The 17,801-nt window shown below is 51.5% G+C and carries 8 protein-coding genes; all 8 read left to right on the top strand.

The genetic code is table 11. The features are described from left to right. Positions 1-28: 28 nt before the first annotated feature. On the top strand, positions 29-1,249 hold the full coding sequence (locus ACI4OH_RS00840) for a DEAD/DEAH box helicase (protein WP_439783951.1): 1,221 nt from the start codon (positions 29-31) through the stop codon (positions 1,247-1,249). An 81-nt stretch (positions 1,250-1,330) separates the two neighbouring features. After that, a complete protein-coding gene (locus ACI4OH_RS00845) occupies positions 1,331-2,671 on the top strand; it encodes a hemolysin family protein (protein WP_435721431.1) in 1,341 nt (446 codons plus the stop codon). 113 nt (positions 2,672-2,784) lie between these two features. Further along, positions 2,785-4,698 carry an ABC-F family ATP-binding cassette domain-containing protein gene (locus tag ACI4OH_RS00850; protein ID WP_439783952.1) on the top strand — a complete coding sequence of 638 codons (1,914 nt, stop codon included), beginning with the start codon at positions 2,785-2,787 and terminating at the stop codon, positions 4,696-4,698. 45 nt (positions 4,699-4,743) lie between these two features. Beyond that, complete coding sequence (locus ACI4OH_RS00855) at positions 4,744-6,039, top strand: hexokinase family protein (protein ID WP_432646888.1); 1,296 nt, start codon at positions 4,744-4,746, stop codon at positions 6,037-6,039. 162 nt (positions 6,040-6,201) lie between these two features. Then, positions 6,202-7,554 carry an RNA polymerase factor sigma-54 gene (rpoN, locus tag ACI4OH_RS00860; protein ID WP_432646887.1) on the top strand — a complete coding sequence of 451 codons (1,353 nt, stop codon included), beginning with the start codon at positions 6,202-6,204 and terminating at the stop codon, positions 7,552-7,554. Positions 7,555-7,934: 380 nt separating this feature from the next. Then, complete coding sequence (locus tag ACI4OH_RS00865) at positions 7,935-9,197, top strand: NAD(P)/FAD-dependent oxidoreductase (RefSeq protein WP_432646886.1); 1,263 nt, start codon at positions 7,935-7,937, stop codon at positions 9,195-9,197. Between the two features lie 282 nt (positions 9,198-9,479). Beyond that, positions 9,480-11,276 (top strand): ShlB/FhaC/HecB family hemolysin secretion/activation protein, encoded by a 1,797-nt coding sequence (locus tag ACI4OH_RS00870; RefSeq protein WP_435721427.1) that lies wholly within the window; start codon positions 9,480-9,482, stop codon positions 11,274-11,276. Positions 11,277-11,866: 590 nt separating this feature from the next. Continuing rightward, positions 11,867-17,801, top strand: a 5,935-nt coding sequence (locus tag ACI4OH_RS00875; protein ID WP_439783953.1) for a two-partner secretion domain-containing protein, incomplete at its 3' end; no start/stop codon positions are given.

A 17,801-nucleotide genomic window follows, 5' to 3' on the forward strand; every position in this document is an offset into this window, starting at 1 on the left:
AATAGATAGGATAATATAAGGAGAAAACATGACAACATTTCGTGATTTAGGTGTCAGCGAGACACTCTGCGAGGCTCTGGCCAAAAGAAATATCACGGCTCCAACGCCCATCCAGCTGCAGACCATCCCTAAAATTCTTGCGGGTACGGACATTCTCGGCGTGGCGCCGACGGGCACAGGCAAGACCCTTGCGTATCTTTTGCCCTTGCTGATGAAAATCGAGCCGGAGCGCCGCGAAGTGCAGGCTGTCGTGCTTGCACCGACGTATGAACTCGCCATGCAGATTGCCAGCGAGGCGCGCGAACTCAGTGCGCAGGCAAATCTCGGCATCCGTGTGCAGGGCCTCATCGGCGGCGCCAATATCGCGCGTCAGATGGACAAGCTTAAGGAAAAGCCGCAGCTCATCGTCGGTTCTGCCGGACGCATCATCGAACTTAACCGCAAGGGCAAGCTTAAGCTGCACGGCGTCAGGATGCTCGTCCTCGACGAATTTGACCGACTGCTCGACGACCAGAACGACATGACGACGGCCGATGTCGTGAAACTCCTGCCGGAGGACCGTCAGGCCCTGATGTTTTCGGCAACGGACCCGAAAAAAGCCAGAGAGCGGGCCTCGTTCCTCGGTCAGCCGGAACTCATCGAAATTGAGCAGTCGGCGGAGGAAATTGCGGCCTGCCGCCATTACTTTGTCATGGTGCCGTTCCGCGAAAAAATCGAGCGCGTGCGGAGACTCACGCGTTCCCTGCCCATCAAACGGGGCCTTGTCTTTATCAATAAGACATTTGCGGCAGAACAGACACTCTCTAAACTCCGCTATGAGGGCATCCGCGCCGAATCCCTGCTCGGCAAAGACGCCAAACAGTCGCGACAGTCGGCCATGGCTGCCATCAAGGGCGGCCGCGCCAATCTGCTGCTTTCGACGGACCTTGCAGCCCGCGGACTCGATATTCCCGATGTCGATTACGTTATCAATCTCGACTTTCCCGAGAGTGCGCAGGTTTACAAGCATCGTGCCGGCCGTACGGCCCGCGCAGGCCGCGAGGGTGCTGTCATTACGCTGATTGACGTCAAGGAGTCGCTGAAACTTGAAAAGCTTGAGAAAAAACTCGGCATCCACTTCGAGCGTCTGCCCAAGACTCATGGGGAGACTGCCGGCAGAAAGAAAAGACCAGTCAGGGCGGCAAGCAGCGGCAAGCTGGAAAAGTCGTCAAAGTCACTTGCTAAAAAATCATTTTTCAAGCAGAAATAAGGTTCCTGTCGATATCAATAGGCAAGACTCGATAGACCGGACAGGATAGGTTTTGTATCAGAACTAGGAGGTTCTTTAAACGTGGACATTGTGCCCATATTATTTCAGTTATTACTCGTTCTCTTTCTCATCGCGATGAATGGTTTCTTTGTCGCGGCGGAGTTTTCGTGTGTCAAGATACGTCCGTCGCGCCTTGAGACGCTGATTCAGGAAGGCAGCCGTCAGGCAAAGTATGCCAAGAAGCTCACGGACCATCTCGATGCGTCGCTTTCCGTGACGCAGCTCGGCATCACGCTGGCCTCCCTTGGTTTAGGCTGGGTCGGTGAACCTGCCGTGGCCACGCTCATCCTGCCCGTCACGCATATGCTCGGGCTCGATGATGTCATCGGCCATACGATTTCCCTTGCTTTGGCCTTTTCCATCATCACGGGCATGCATATCGTGCTCGGCGAACTCACGCCAAAGACGATGGCCATCCAGAATGTCGAGAAAATCATGCTGAATGTTGCACTGCCCATGCTGATTTTCCAGCGCGTGATGTACCCCTTTGTCTGGCTGCTCAATCATGTGGCCAACTGGGTGGCACATCGTCTGGGCTTTCATACGGCCTCGGAGGGCGATGATGCTCATACCGAAGAGGAAATCCGCCTGCTCATGGAGGAAAGCCACCGTCAGGGCCTCATTGATGATACGGAAGTCGATTTTGTCGACAACGTCTTTGATTTCACCGACCTCAATGTCCGCGAAATCATGACGCCGCGTACAGATATGATTTGCCTCTATCTTGAGGACAGCATGGAGGAAAATCTCAATGTTATCCTCGAGGAGCAGCTCACGCGTTACCCAATCTGCCGCGAGGATAAAGACCACATCGTCGGTTTCCTGCACGTCAAAGACCTCATGCGCGTCATGGCGGAAGGACGCAAGCCGAATCTGCGCCGCCTCGCGCGCAAGGCCCTGATTGTGCCGGAGAGCATGGACGTCAGCGTTCTTCTTAAGACCATGCAGAAGCAGCGTTCGCAGATGGCCATTGTCGTCGATGAATACGGCGGCACGGCCGGCATGGTGACAATTGAGGATATTGTTGAGGAAATTGTCGGCGATATTCAGGATGAATTCGACGAGGAGCGTCCGACGGCTGAACGCCGCGGCAAGCGCATTTTCTCGGTCGATGCCAAGATGCTCTTGGAGGAACTCGAGGACATTCTGGAAATCCGCATTGAGGATGAAGACGTCGATACGATTGGCGGCTGGCTCTACGACCAGATTGGCCAGACGCCGCGCGTCGGGCAGATGGCAGCCTCGGGCGGCAATACCTTCTATGTTGAGGAAGTTGACGGCGTGCGCATCACGCGCGTCCTGATTCACTGTGCCGAAGATCTCCAGAAGGAGCACGATGAGATTGTCGATATGCCGCAGTAAGTGCCCCATAAAGACAAGAAAGGATAAGAATTTCGTTTCATTTCCTGTACTAGGCTTTTCAGGATGAAAACGGTATAATAAAGACGTATCTGATGGAAACAGGAAGATAATAGATGATCATTACACTCGAAAATTTCACAAAGAGTTATGGCGAAAAGCAGCTTTTTGCCGGTGTGAACCTCAGTATGGATGCAGGCGACAAAGTCGGTATCGTCGGGGTCAACGGCACGGGCAAATCGACGTTTCTCAAGGCGATTGCGGGACTCGTGCCTGTCGATGAAGGCACGATGGTCACGATGCGCGGCCTGCGCATCGAGTATCTCGCACAGGACAAGGTATTCAATCCGGAAAATACCGTGCTCATGGAAGTCTTCCGCGGCATGACGCCGCTTATGGACGCCCTGCGCGGATATGAACTGGCCCTCTCTGAGTCGCAGAAGACTCCGGATGACCCGAAAATCCAGCAGCGCATCATGAAGTATGCGGAAAAAATCGATGAACTCGATGGCTGGCAGGTCGAGAGCACGGCTAAAACGGTCCTGCAGAAGCTCGGCATCGGCGATTATACAGCCAAGGCCGGCACGCTTTCCGGCGGTCAGCAGAAGCGTCTGGCCCTTGCGACAGCGCTGATTCAGCCCTGTGACCTGCTGCTGCTTGACGAGCCGACCAACCATCTCGACAGTGAGACCATCGCATGGCTCGAGGAATACCTCAAAGGGCAGAAAGGCGCCCTTTTGATGGTCACACATGACCGCTATTTTCTCGACAACACGGCGACAAAAATCCTTGAGCTCGATAAAGGCAGTGCCTACACCTATACAGGCAATTACTCGTCTTTCCTCGAACAGAAGGAAGCGCGCATCGAGCGTGAGGAAGCCAGCGAACAGAAACGCCAGAATTTCCTGCGCAACGAGCTCAAGTGGCTGCGCCGCGGCGCTCAGGCGCGTTCGACGAAGCAGCGTGCGCGCATCGAGCGGTATGAGGAAGTCAAAAACAAGAAGGTTGACCTCGACCGCAGCACCGTGGAAATCGGACTCGCGGGCAGCCGCCTCGGCCGTACGGTCATCGAGCTCAACCATGTCGGCTATGAAGTCGGCGGCCGCACGATCATCAAGGATTTTTCCTACACCGTCCTGCGCAATGACCGCGTGGCCATTCTCGGCCGCAATGGCACGGGAAAATCCACACTCCTGAACATTTTTGCCGGACGTCTGCAGCCGACGCATGGTACCGTGACCATCGGTCAGACGGTCAAGATCGGCTATTTCACGCAGCGTGCTGTAGAAATGGACGAACGCCTGCGGGCCATCGAATACATTCAGGAAGCCGCAAGGTCCATTACTTTAGCAGATGGTTCGCGTATTTCGGCCAGCGAGCTCATGGAGCGTTTCCTTTTTCCGGGAGAGCTGCAGTGGACGCCGATTGCGAGACTTTCGGGCGGTGAGAAGCGCAGACTTTTCCTGCTTCGCATCCTTATGGAAGAGCCGAATGTTCTTTTGCTCGATGAGCCGACAAACGACCTCGATCTCGAGACGATGTCCGTGCTCGAATCGTTCATCGACGATTTCCGCGGCGCGATTATCTTCGTTTCGCATGACCGTTTCTTCGTCGACCGTCTGGCCGATAAAGTCTTTGTCTATCAGCCGGATGGCAGCCTGCGCATGTACGCGGGCGGCTACAGCTATTACAAGGAAAAGGAACGCGAGGAAGAAGCGGAAAAAGCCGCAGCAGAACCTGCTTCAAAGAAAGTTGAAGAACGCGAAAAGCCTAAGGCCGCGGAACGTCCGCAGCGTCAGACTAAAAAGCGTCTGAGCTTTGGCGAACAGAAGGAATATGCGGAAATTGAGGGCGTCATCGCGAGCAAAGAAGGAGAGCTCAAGGTCGTTCGTCTCGAGATGCAGCAGGCAGCGACAGACTACACACGCCTTGCCGAACTCGGCCGTGAGGAAACACGCCTGGCAGCGGAACTCGACCATTTGATGAAACGCTGGGCCTATCTCGAGGAAATCGCGGAAAATCAGGATTAAACAGTCAATCATTTATTCTATCTATATATAAAGGGGAAGGTAACCATGGCATTTGACAAGAATCAGTTTGCAGACATCGTCGAGGAGTTCAAGGTAGACGGCGCGCGCCTTCATGAAGTCGCGGCTGACTTCCGCTATGACCTGCGCAAAGGTCTTGAGGACCCGAATGAATCGTCGCTGCGCATGCTCAAATCGTACGTCGGCCTGCCGACTGGCGAAGAAACGGGCGAATACCTCGCACTTGACTTTGGCGGCACGAACGTGCGCGTCCTGCGCATCCGCCTTGACGGCCACGGCAAATTTGAAATCCTGAAGAAAGTTGCCAAACCGCTGCGCGTCGAGGGCGTCTATGATTTCGTCGGTGAGGGCTCGACGGCAGAGGAGCAGTTCGATTTCATTGCCGAGCTCGTCGATGAAGCCATTGAGGGCGACCATAAGACGAAGTATCTGCTCGGCCATACGTTCTCCTTCCCGTCGGAGCAGACGAATCTTTATAATGCCAAACTGATTATCTGGACGAAGGAATTTGCAACGAAGGGCGTTGAGGGCAAGGTCGTCAACGACCTCCTCAAAGAAGCTCTGCATCGTCAGGGCATCGACAATGTTGAGCCGACGGCCGTCATCAACGATACGGTTGCCGTTCTCCTCGCCGCTGCTTACAAGCAGGCCGACACGTACATCGGCTCGATTTATGCAACGGGCCATAATACCTGCTATTTCGAGCCGTTCAAGGGCAAGGCAGAGCAGCCGATGATCCTGAATCTCGAGTCGGGTGGCTTCATGAAACTCGCGCCGAATCGTTTTGATGCCGAATTTGATGCCGCTTCGGAAAAACCGGGTGAGCAGCGTCTTGAGAAAATGGTTTCGGGCCGTTACATGGGCGAGCTTTTCGGCATGGCCATTGCGGAGCTCCTCGGTGAAAAGGGCAAAAAATACGGCTTCACAAGCATCGATATGTCGAACATCATCCTCGATGAAACGGCTGGCCTTACAGAAGTTGGTCGCATTGTCAAGGCCAAGACAGGTCATGAACTTGAAGAAGTCGACCTGCAGCGCCTGCAGGAACTCGCCTCGGCCATCGTCGTGCGTTCAGCACGCCTCGTAACGGCTACGTATGTCGGCATCATCTGGCAGCTTGCCGGTGATGAAGCCGTCAAGAAGCAGCACATTGCCATCGATGGTTCCGTTTACGAGAAGATGCCTCTGGCCAAGGAAAACATCATGCGTGCGCTTTCCGAACTTCTCGGTGAGGCTGCTGCCAATGTCGATACGGTCCTTGAAAACGGCGGTTCTGGCCTCGGTGCTGCTATCGCCGCTGCCATGTCGCAGAAGCAGGCGTGATTTCCTAAGCAAAAAAATAATACTGAATAAAGAAGCCACTGCTGTCTCCTGGAGATGGCAGTGGATTTTTATATAAATGACACCTTATTCGTGATATAATAAAAAAATCAATATGAGAGAAATCGGGGAAAGGGGGCGTTTGCCATCGAACAGTCACTTAATATGACCATGACCCAGCATCTGAGCATGACGATGCAGATGCAGCAGGCCATTCAGATTCTGCAGCTTTCAGCACAGGATCTGCGTGCAGTGGTTGAAAAAGAATATTTGGAGAATCCGGTGCTGGAGATGGACGAGCCCTCTTCTTATGCGGCAGAACATGGTGAGAGAATGCAGGAAGTATTGCAGGCTGGCAATGCCGCAGCTCTGGCAGATTATCTCGATGGCGGTGGCAAGCAGCCTGCCTATTTTGCTGAAGATAGTGAAAAACACGTCGAGGCAGCAGCCCCGCTGCATATGACATTGGAAGAAGAACTTCTGGAACAGGTTAATTTTACATTTCAGGATGAACGGGAAAAGGCGGCTGCCGTCTTTCTCGTCGGTTCTCTTGACGGCCGCGGTTATTTGACCGTACCGCTGGCAGAAATTGCCCGCGCTGCACAGATCGAGATGCCGGAGGCCGCCCGTGTTCTCGCTGTTATCCAAAATTTTGACCCGGCCGGCGTGGGCGCGCGCAATCTCTCGGAATGTCTGCGCCTGCAGGCCGAGCGTCAGGGCCTTTATAATGGCCTGGTCGCCGCGGTCATTGACCGCCACCTCGATGATGTGGCTTTGCACCATATTAAAGAAATTGCTGCTGCGGAGCAGGCAAGTCCTGCCGACGTGCAGATGGCCGTCGATATCGTCAAACGCTTCAATCCGAAGCCTGGTGCTGCTTACGGCAGTGATGAACCAGCCTATATTACACCGGATGTCATTGTGCGCCGCGTGGAAGGCGGCTATCGTGTGGAACTCGAGGACGGCGATGTACCGCAGCTTCATATTTCAGCGCTGTACCGTCAGGCAGATGCTTTTGATAAAAAAACGAAAAAATACATTACAAGTCGTCTGCATGCTGCATCCTGGCTGATCAGCAGTATTGAACAGCGGCGCACGACCATCCGTCATGTCGTTGAGGAAATCGTGCGCCGGCAGCCGGAGTTTCTGGCCAAAGGACCGGCTTATCTGCAGCCGATGACGATGAAAGAAGTGGCAGATGCGATTGGCGTGCACGAATCGACGGTCAGCCGTGCCGTGGCCAATAAATATGCGGAACTGCCAAATGGCATTGCTGCGTTGCGAAGTTTCTTTACGTCACGCAGTGTCAAGTCGGAGAGTGGAGAGGAGGTTGCTGCTGCTCAGGCAAAAGCGGCCATTGCCAAACTGATTCTTGCAGAAAATCCGCGCAAACCCCTTTCGGACCAGAAAATCTGCGGACTCCTGAAGGAGCAGAATATCATCCTTTCCCGCCGTACAGTCATGAAATACCGTGAACAGCTCGGCTATGATTCCTCGGTGAAACGAAAGCGGTACTGATTTGCCAGCCTGCCCTCTGGGGCAGGTTTTTTATTTTATAGCTGCTATATGAAATAGACATACACAAGAAATAAGAAGTAAAAACAAAATAGAAAATACCGCCGAAATAAAAGGAAATAATAACTTTGTGAAAAAATACGCAAAATAGCTTGCATTCTATAAGGAACGTGCTATTATAGAAATCAGATGATCCGACGGAATGTTGTATAGATAGATAAGTTAAAAAAAGCACGTTCTCACGGATTATTATTATTGGGAGCAAGGGATATGTGAAGTGAGAGCACATTTATAATACCTTTTTTCGTCAAATAAAGTTAATTTTTTCACTTTCACTACAATTGTGCAATTATTCGTAAGCTTGTCTTAGGGGAGGACTTATCATGGCAGATCAGAAAAAACCACGTATTGTCATTGTCGGTGCAGGTTTTGGCGGCGTTAAGCTGGCCAAGCTTTTTGCTAAGGAAGATGTTGACGTAACGTTAGTGGACCGCCATAATTTTCAACTGTTTCAGCCGCTTCTTTATCAGGTATCGACGGCTGTTCTCGATACGGATGAGATCGCTTATCCGGTTCGTACTTTTTTCCGCAAGAATCAGAATGTTGAATTCTTCATGGCTAAGGCGGAAGGCGTTGACCAGGCACGCAAGGTCCTGCTGACGAATCACGGAGAAATTTCTTATGATTATCTGATTCTGGCTGCCGGTGCTACGACAAATTACTTTGGCATGAAGTCTGTTGAGGAAAATTCCTATGGCATGAAGACCCTGCAGGAAGCCCTGCATATTCGCAATCATGTTCTGCATATGTTTGAGCGTGCCAATAAGGAAAAGGATCCTGCAGTCCGCCGCCGCATGCTGACGTTCGTCGTCGTTGGCGGTGGCCCGACGGGCATTGAGGAATCCGGTGCGTTGACAGAACTCTTCGGCATTCAGAAAAAAGAGTTCCATCACCTCGATTTCGATGAAGTTTCCGTCAAACTCATCGAAGCTACGCCGAATGTTCTGCCGATGGTTGCTCCGAATCTGCGCGAGCATGCTGTCAAAGTCCTGCGCAAGAAGGGCGTCGATGTCATGCTGAACACGCAGGTTGTCGATTACGATGGTCAGGAACTCAAGCTCAAGGATGGCAGCACGATTCCAACATCTACGGTTATCTGGGCAGCTGGTGTCAAGGCCGTGCCGTTCATCAAGGACTGCGGCGGCGAAGTCGACCGCGGCGGCCGCATCATCGTCAATGAGAAACTGCAGGTAGAAGGCAGCGACTGCGTCTTTGCCATCGGCGACTGCGCGCATTATCAGCACGGTACGGAGCGCCCGCTGCCGACCGTTGCTCCGGTTGCCATGCAGCAGGCACAGACGGCTCATGACAATATCATGAAACTCATCCATGGTCAGAATGACCTCGCTACCTTCCATTATAAAGATCTCGGCTCGATGGCCACGATTGGCCGCGGTGAAGCCGTTGTCGACAAGACGAAGATCAACCCGCAGATGACGGGCTTCCTCGCCTGGTGCGCATGGATGTTCGTTCATCTCCTGCGCCTCGCCGGCGCGCATGCCAACTTCACCGTTGCCATCAAATGGACGTGGAACCTCTTCTCGGGTACGCGTCTCGGCCGCATCATCACGAATATCAAAGACTGATGAAAGGCGGATGGATGTACAAAATTTGCCTATCTATTAATATCCTACATATATAATATTGAGCTGTTTCCTGCGGGAGACAGCTTATTTTTTGTGCTTTTCAGGAGTGTCTGTCCTGCGCGGAATGCGGATTGTTTTTATTCTTTTATGTATTCATATAAAGGAGCAGGAAATTCTGCCTTACATAGAGAATATGTACTTGAATATAGGCAAAGTCTGCTGTTGCAAGCAAAGTGATTCCCATTCAAATGAAGAGAATTTACAAAAAGAGGAGTGTTGTATATGAAACACTGCAGACATGGCAGACACGCAAAAACGGGTATGAATAAGAAAATTGGCATGCTGGCCGCCGCAGCAGCTTTTGGCTTTATGAATATGGGCTGGGCCTCGGCTGCACCGGTACCGACTGAGGCACAGAAGCAGGAAATTGACAGTCATCGTGATGTCTTGGTAAATGCTGGCAAACTGCAGGAAGAGCAGCAGACGAAAAAAGAATTGGATCAGGCCGGAGTATCTCTTGGCAATGCAGACCTGAAGGTAGAAGAGGCAGAACGTCCAAGCCTGAATCTGCCGGAATCCCTGAAGGTACAGGTCAATGACTTTAAGATTACGGGACAGGACATCTGCAGCGAGGATTCACTCAAGGCTCTTTTGGCCGATAAAAAAGGCAAACTGCTGACGTTTAAAGACCTGCAGGACGGAGCGGATACGCTTTCGCGTTATTTCCGCGATAAGGGCTATATCGCGGCCCACGCCTATCTGCCGGTCCAGAAAATCGAAAACGGTGTGGTCGAATATGCCGTTGTTGTCGGACGTTTCGATGGCATCACGATCACGAACAACACGAAAATCCATGACAGCGTCATCAAACGCGAGACCGCCTTCTTGAAAAAAGGTGATTATTTGACGCGCACGAATCTCGAACGTGCGGTTTGGCTGCTTTCGGATCTTGCCGGTGCGGACGCCAAGGCTGTGCTGACGACGGGTGACACCCCGGGAACGGTCCATGTGACACTCGACCTCAACCCGCATAACGGCAAGCAGGGCCTTTTTTCCATCGATAATTACGGCAACCGTTCGACGGGCTACAATGAATACGGCCTTGACTACGACTTTCTGAACCTTGCCCGTGAGGGCGACCATCTGGCCGTAGGCATCACGACGACGGGCAATGAACTCTTCAACTGGGGTGCAAATTACACGATCCCGGTCATCCGCGATGGTCTGAAGCTTTCAGCTGGCTATAATGTCCTGACGTATCAGCTCGGCGATACTTTTGAACCGCTCGACGGTGTCGGACATTCCCGTATCGCTTCGCTTGGTCTCGATTATGCGATCCAGCGCAGCCAGCGCCACAACCTCTACACGGGCCTGCGCTATGAGCACAGCGATATCAAGGATGAGTACCGTCTTTGGGATTCTACGTATGCGGACAAGAAAGGCAATGCCGCTGTCTGGTCCCTTTATGGCGATGAGCAGGACCGCAAGGGCGCAACGGATTGGCGTTTCGAGTATAAATTTGGGCATATCACGAACTCGGCTTTTGATTCCAGCGATATGGTTACGCGATGGCTGGCTGGCGACCGTGCAACGGATGGCACGTACAACAAGATTCGCGCGAACATTCTTCGCCGTCAAAATTTCAACGACCGCACGTATCTGCTGCTCTCGGCCCGCGGCCAGTACGCGTTCAACAATCTCGATTCTTCGGAGCATTTTGCCCTCGGCGGCCCGTACGGCGTGCGTGCTTATCCGACAAGCGAGGCTTCCGGCGATACGGGCTATCTGACGCGCGCCGAGCTCCGCTGGCTCCTGCCACTCGGTGCCAAAGACCAGCAGCTCCACCTCGCGACTTATCTCGAACACGGCGGTATCTGGCTTAACAAGGACAGCAGCCTGAGCAATGGCTACAAGAATCACCGCAATCTGCAGGGCGTCGGCCTCGGCCTCATCTGGTCGCGCTATGAAGACTGGTTCCTGCGTGCCGATTACGCTTGGAAACTCGGTTCGGAAGAGCCGACGAGCGACACAAACCATTCGGGCGGCCATTTCTGGATCCGCGGCGGTGTCTATTTCTAAGAAATACGCAGCATAAAACTGCATATAGCGTCATGAACGTGCATAGAATTACATAAAAATTTAAGCAGAGTGTATAACAGACACTCTGCTTTTTTCTTGGAAAAAAGAGGAACTAATAGGCGGAACAGACTCCTGCAAAAGGTCTTTTTGGGAATTGAACACGGTTTTTGTTTTTTGAAGATTCGTGTCTTGAAATTACATATAATAGCATTAAATGGCATAAAATAACCTAAAAATCAATGGAAAAATCGTAAAAATAGCTTTGTTTATGTTTGATGATGCATTATTTATATTAATAAATTCAGTCTATATCATTTAGAATATATATGATTAAAAATTATTATCCGTTATTGTGTATTCTCGATTATGTGCTATAATATAAATAGAATAGTGAAAACAAAATGTTCTGGTTGGTGCATAAACATGCAAAACGCTTTAGAAAAGCGATTGCAGCTTGGCGGACGTCTTCACTATTGTCCCATATCATTTTTTGGAAGGAACAGTCTGACTTTGCCTATATCATACTGTTTTTTATCCAGCTTATTGAAAGGAAGAAGATGCTTACTATATAACGAAAGAGGGGAACCAAAATGAAAACAGCGATGCGTAAAAGAAAGGAATGGCAGCGCCAGACAGCGGCGATTACCGCTGCTTTAATGGCTATGTCGGTCGGCGGTATCGCCTACGCAATGCCACAGGGTGAGAATATCCGTTCCGGTAAAGGGGAAATTACCCGTCAGGACAAGGATATGACGATCAACCAGGATTCCAAGCGCCTGGCTATCGATTGGGCCGGATTTGACATTGCCAATGATGAAAGAGTTACATTCCAGCAGCCCGGTAAGGACGCCGTGGCGCTGAACCGCGTGGTAGGAAATGCCGCTTCGGTCATCGATGGTACGCTTGCGGGCAACGGCCATGTCTATGTCGTCAACCCGAACGGCGTGCTCTTCGGCAAGGGGGCAAGCGTCGATGTCGGCTCGCTCGTGGCTTCGACCGCGAAAATCTCGGATGCCGATATGATGAACTTTGGCACGAGTGACGGTGCCATCTCAATGGCAGTTCCGGAAGATTCGCAGGCCAAGGTCATCAACGCCGGCACGATTCGCGCGGAAGGCGGCCTTGTCGTTCTGCATGCAGCCGATGCCCGAAACACCGGCACAATCACGAATCCGGGCGGCACGACAGCTCTGGCAGCTGCGAAGAACCTCAGTATTTCTGCTGATACGGCAGGCAAGATTAACTTCACCGTGGACGGCAAATTGGCACAGGCCAAAGCCCTAAACAGCGGCACGCTCTCGGCAAATGGCGGTTATCTCGTCATGACGGCAAGGAGTGCCGGCGATGTCATGAGCACCGTTGTGAACAACACGGGCACGATGGAAGCAAAGACCCTTCGCCAGAATGAAAAAGGCGAAATTTTACTGGACGGCGGCGATCACGGCGTTGTCGAGCTAGGCGGCACGATTGATGCATCCGGCATGGAGGCCGGGCAGAGTGCAGGCTCGATCAAGGCCATCGGCGCAGAAACGCACGTAGGAGATGACGCAAATCTCCTCGCAAAAGGCAATGTTGACGGCGGTCTGATTGAAACGTCGGGCGACTACCTCGAAATCAGCGATAAAGCAAACATCGACGCAGCAGGCGGGACAGGCAGTGCCGGCGAGTGGCTGCTCGATCCGACGAATGTTGTTATCAATGATACAGGAAGTTCCAAAGTTGCAAGTGGAGACAATCAGTACACTAGTGGCACAACATACTTAAAAACATCGTCTATTATCAAGGCATTGCAGAATAATAATGTCAAGATTCAGGCCGTAGATAGAGAGTATGGCAATGCTGATATCACGCTGGATTCGGCACTGGACGTCAATCAGACGACAACGGGTAAAAATACTTTTACCTTGGAGTCGCAGGGTGACGTTAATATCAATGCGGATATCAATGCAACAAGCCCGTTGAACGTTGTCCTGAATGCAGATTCGGATGGCAACGACAAAGGCGGTGTCAACATCAATGCGGACATCAGAACGGGCGGCGGCTCCCTGACTACAGGGAAAAACGGCGCTACTTTCTTTGGCAGCACGCAGGAAGGCGAGGCGAACCGCGTCATTGAAACGGCGGGCGGTGCAGTCAATATCCAGAATGAAGCGCGTCTGCAGCTGAATGGCGGTACTTTGAGTATCAATACGTCGGGCGGCAATGTGACGTTTGCCAAGAACGTTGCTTCCATGAATAAGTACGAAGCGTTCATGGACCATGACTTTGTTGATTATTATGAAGGGAAAATTAGTGATTGGACGGAGCAAGCGCGGAATTGGGATAATATACTGCAGTCTATCTATGGCAAGACATATACGGATAGCAATGGTGTTACGAAGAAGTTTGCTATCGCCCGGCAGACATATTATGGTTATGGGCAGCAAGTAGTTGCTAATTATAGCGACTTAAAACCTGCTGAAAAAGTTCAGCTTAGCAATGCGCTGGCCCAAACTTGGGAACTTGCTAACCTTGCAGCAACACAGGGCAATAGCGCGGCGGACCCAGATGGCAAGCAGCTGAATGGAACCCATCTTGTCACGATTACGGACAAGTATGAGAATTCGGCGGCAATGGCCAATGCGGTCAAAAAGAGTGGGGCAGTTCTGGAATACTTCACCGGCGGCAAAGAGACAACCAATATGTCGGCAAACCGTACAAGTGGACGTAAATTTGCCTGGGTTACGGGTCCGGAAAAAGGCACGACGTTCTACATTTCTTCGGGCATTGGCCAGGGCAGCGACCAGAATGGTATGTATACCAACTGGGTACAGGGCGGCAATGGCTATAGCGAACCGAATAATAACAACGGCTTAACGAAACAGCCTTACGTTGCCATTGGCTGGACCGATGAGAATGGCTGGGATGATGTCCACAATGGGGCAAGCACGATTCACGGCTTTATCCGTGAGACAGAACTGCCAAACTCCGCTCTTGCTATCAACAGCGGTGCTGGTAATGTTACGGTCGGTACAGAGGGGACTGCCAATACAGGAAAACTGGGCAGCGGCGTAGGTACAGGCCTGCGCAACGTCTCGATTGAAACGACTGCAGGCGATGTCAAAGTCCTCGATTCCATTTATGTTCACGACAACAATACGAACGCTGCAGCGGATCTGGCAAACGGCAATGTCAAAATTACGACACAGGGCAATGTTGATGTAGGGAAGATTACAGCAGACAAAAAAGTCGAGATTTCGTCCACGGGCGCAGAAAAACATGTCAACGTCAATGGCAATATTGCCACGGATGGACTGGTTTCGATTGAATCTGCAGATGATATCACCGTACACGGTATCCAGAATGCAGATAAGATTCGTCTTGTTTCTACGGATGCAAACGGCAATGGTGCCATTACGCTGGCTGACAACACGGACGGCAATGGTGCTCTGATTACTTCGTCGAATGCCAATGATGCTGTCATCATCGACGCCCGCGGCGCGAACGGTTCCTTCCATAATAATACGACGGGCGCGTCTGCTATCACGACGGGCACGGACGGCAACTGGAAGGTCTATTCCGCTTCGCCGGACCGCGACGAATTTGGCACGAACCTCAACAGCAATACGAATGCACAGTGGAATGCGACGAGCTCCACGTATTCGGCAGCAAATGACGGCAACAAATACATCTTCCAGGTACAGCCGAAGATGAACGTTGCGGCTGACGATAAGGAAAAAACATATGGTGTTGAACTTTCCGAGAACGACCTGACCGTTAAGAAAGCGGCAGCGTTCAAAGGTCAGAATGGCACCGACATTGACGTTCATAATTATGAAAATGCCTTCCAGGAAGGCGACGTCATGAGCCATTACACGGGCACGATCAATGCAGAGAGCGCCGGTGCAGCTGCTGCAGCTACCCGTACGGGCGGTGTGCGTACAGCAGATGACAACAACAAGGCCATTTATGACATTGCGGTCAGCGGCAATCTGGAAAGTAAAGACGGCTATGGTGCAGCTGAATTCATCAATGGTAATCTTGAAATCAACCGCCGTACGGTAAACCTGAACGGCAGCGCAGCGCAGACGTATGGCGATGCCACTCTGAACAACAAGACCGTTTATGCGGAGTCTGGCTCTGGAGATACGGGCCTTTACGGCAATGACAAGCTCGATACGGACAAAGTGGAATATGCCATCAGCACGACGGGCAAATATGAAGCAAACAAAGGCAGCCGCGTGACGGCCGATGCCGGCACGTACGCAGATGAGCTTGAGTTCAGCAATGTTCATGCTGTAAATGGCACGACTAACATGGATGCCAACTACACGTTCACGGGTAATGGCGACGTTACGGTCGATAAGAAAACAATCCAGAAAGATGAACTTGGCATTGACGGCAAGCCGCTCTACACGACGACCTACGGCACGAAAAAAGACCTCGGCACGGCCACATTCCACGGTGTCAACGGCGATGGCACGTATGATCTTGCCATCACGGATACGACTGCTCTGACAGGCGAAACGACTGGCAAAGTGACAAAGGATGTTGGTGACAACTACAGCACGACAGTTGAACTCAACGATGCCCTGGCTAAGAACTATCAGTTCGAGGGCGGCGCAGCGAGCAAAGAGTTTGCTGATACGGCGAGTGTCACGAAGGCTAAGCTGACCGTCAACACGAAGGGCTTTGAAGCCACGTATGGCGATGTTGATGCAGTCAAGAAAGGCCTGGAAAATGCCGTTACGATCAGCGGATTGACCAATGGCGACGGCGAAGCCACCGAAACAATGGATGGCGCGTCGGAAGCTTTGAAAGTAGTCAATGGCGAAGAGCGTACGAATGACGTCAAAAAAGGCGGCTATGAGATCAAGGCAAATTTGGATTCGCTTCAGAATACGATCAATAAGAACTATGAAGTGGAGAAAACCGGCGACAACGCTGTCATCACGAAAAAGGATATTCAGCTCATTACCGATGACATTGAAACCACTTATGGTGATGGTGATACGATCTATAATGCCCTTGCAGCAGGTAATCTGCTTCATCTGAATGGCCTTGTTTCCTGGGATTCGCAGGACAAGATCCTTAAGGAACTTGATGCAAGCACTTCCGTAGAGGACAATGTATCTGCTTTCAAGTTGGACAAAAATGGCAACATCGTAACGGATAGCGAAGGTCATCGCTATACGAATGATGTAAGAGGATACTCCATTACAACGTATTATTTCAATAGTGCTAACAATTATAAGGTTACCTCTGTAAAGAGGGGCACGATCCATGTTAATAAAGCACCGCTGACGATCACCACGGATGATAAGACGACAACGTATGGCACGGTCGACAAGAACTTCCATTCCGCGATCAGCGGTCTGGTCAACGGCGATACGGATTCGATTGTCAATCTGACGTACAATACCAAAGGTTATCTGAGCGATGCGAAGACGAATGACGTCGGCGATTATGCAATCAACACGACGGTAAACAATCTTCATAACTATGAAGTTTCGAAGAATACGGCGAACTTGCATATCGATAAGGCAGACCTGACGGTCAAAGTCGGCGATGTCTCGACGATCTATGGTACGCCGTTTGATGAGTCTAAATATGATTATGCAATTGGTCAGACAGCAAACGGCGATGACGCAGCGGCCCTGAAGACGGAGCTTGGCAACCTCAACTATACCAACGAAGGTGCAGGCGAGAATGGCAAAGCGACGAAGGATGTCGGTACGTACAGGCTGCTTGGCACGAAAGACCAGAAACTCAGCAACTATAAGATCAACTTCGAAAACGGTAAGGCAGAAGTTACGCCGTACACGATTGATGAGACGAATTACAAAGATCACATCAATTCTTCGTACAAAACGGTCTATGGCCAGACTGCTGACTTCGGCAAAGCAGCCTTCACGGGTGTCAATGGCGATCAGGCAGAGCTGGATATTGTGGATTCGGATGCCCTGGTTAAAGACGGCGGCGACCGCAAGACGCAGGACGCAGCAGAAAATGCCTACAATACGGTCGTTTCCTTCAATGGTCTCAGCGACCAGATGAAGAAAAACTACGGCCTGACGGGCAAATCGACGGCAGAGCTTGACAACACGGCAACGGTTGAAAAGGCAAATCTTACAATTAAACGTACGGGCATCGACACGGTCTATGGCACGGTCAAACTCGACGATGGTCATATGACGAGCCACACGGCCCTGGTCAACGGCGATGCTGATGACATCACCTACGACAACGGCGACTATGGCACGGCATACCTCAACGGCAATACGCGCACGAACAACGTCGGCAAGTATGATTACAAGGCCGCGCTGAACAGTGCAAGTGATGTTCTCCGCAACTATAACATCACGGATGACGAGACGAACTATGTCAGGATCACGCCGTACACGGTTACGGAAAATGACATTGTAGTCAGCCCAAGCTACACGACGAAGTATGGCACGATTGGTGAATTCGGCAAGGCTGCTTTCCGCGGTGTCAATGGCGACAGTGACTTTGAGGCTGATATTACGGGCTCCAATGCTTTGACGG

The sequence above is a fragment of the Mitsuokella apri genome, from assembly GCF_051886055.1.
GTDB lineage: Bacteria > Bacillota > Negativicutes > Selenomonadales > Selenomonadaceae > Mitsuokella.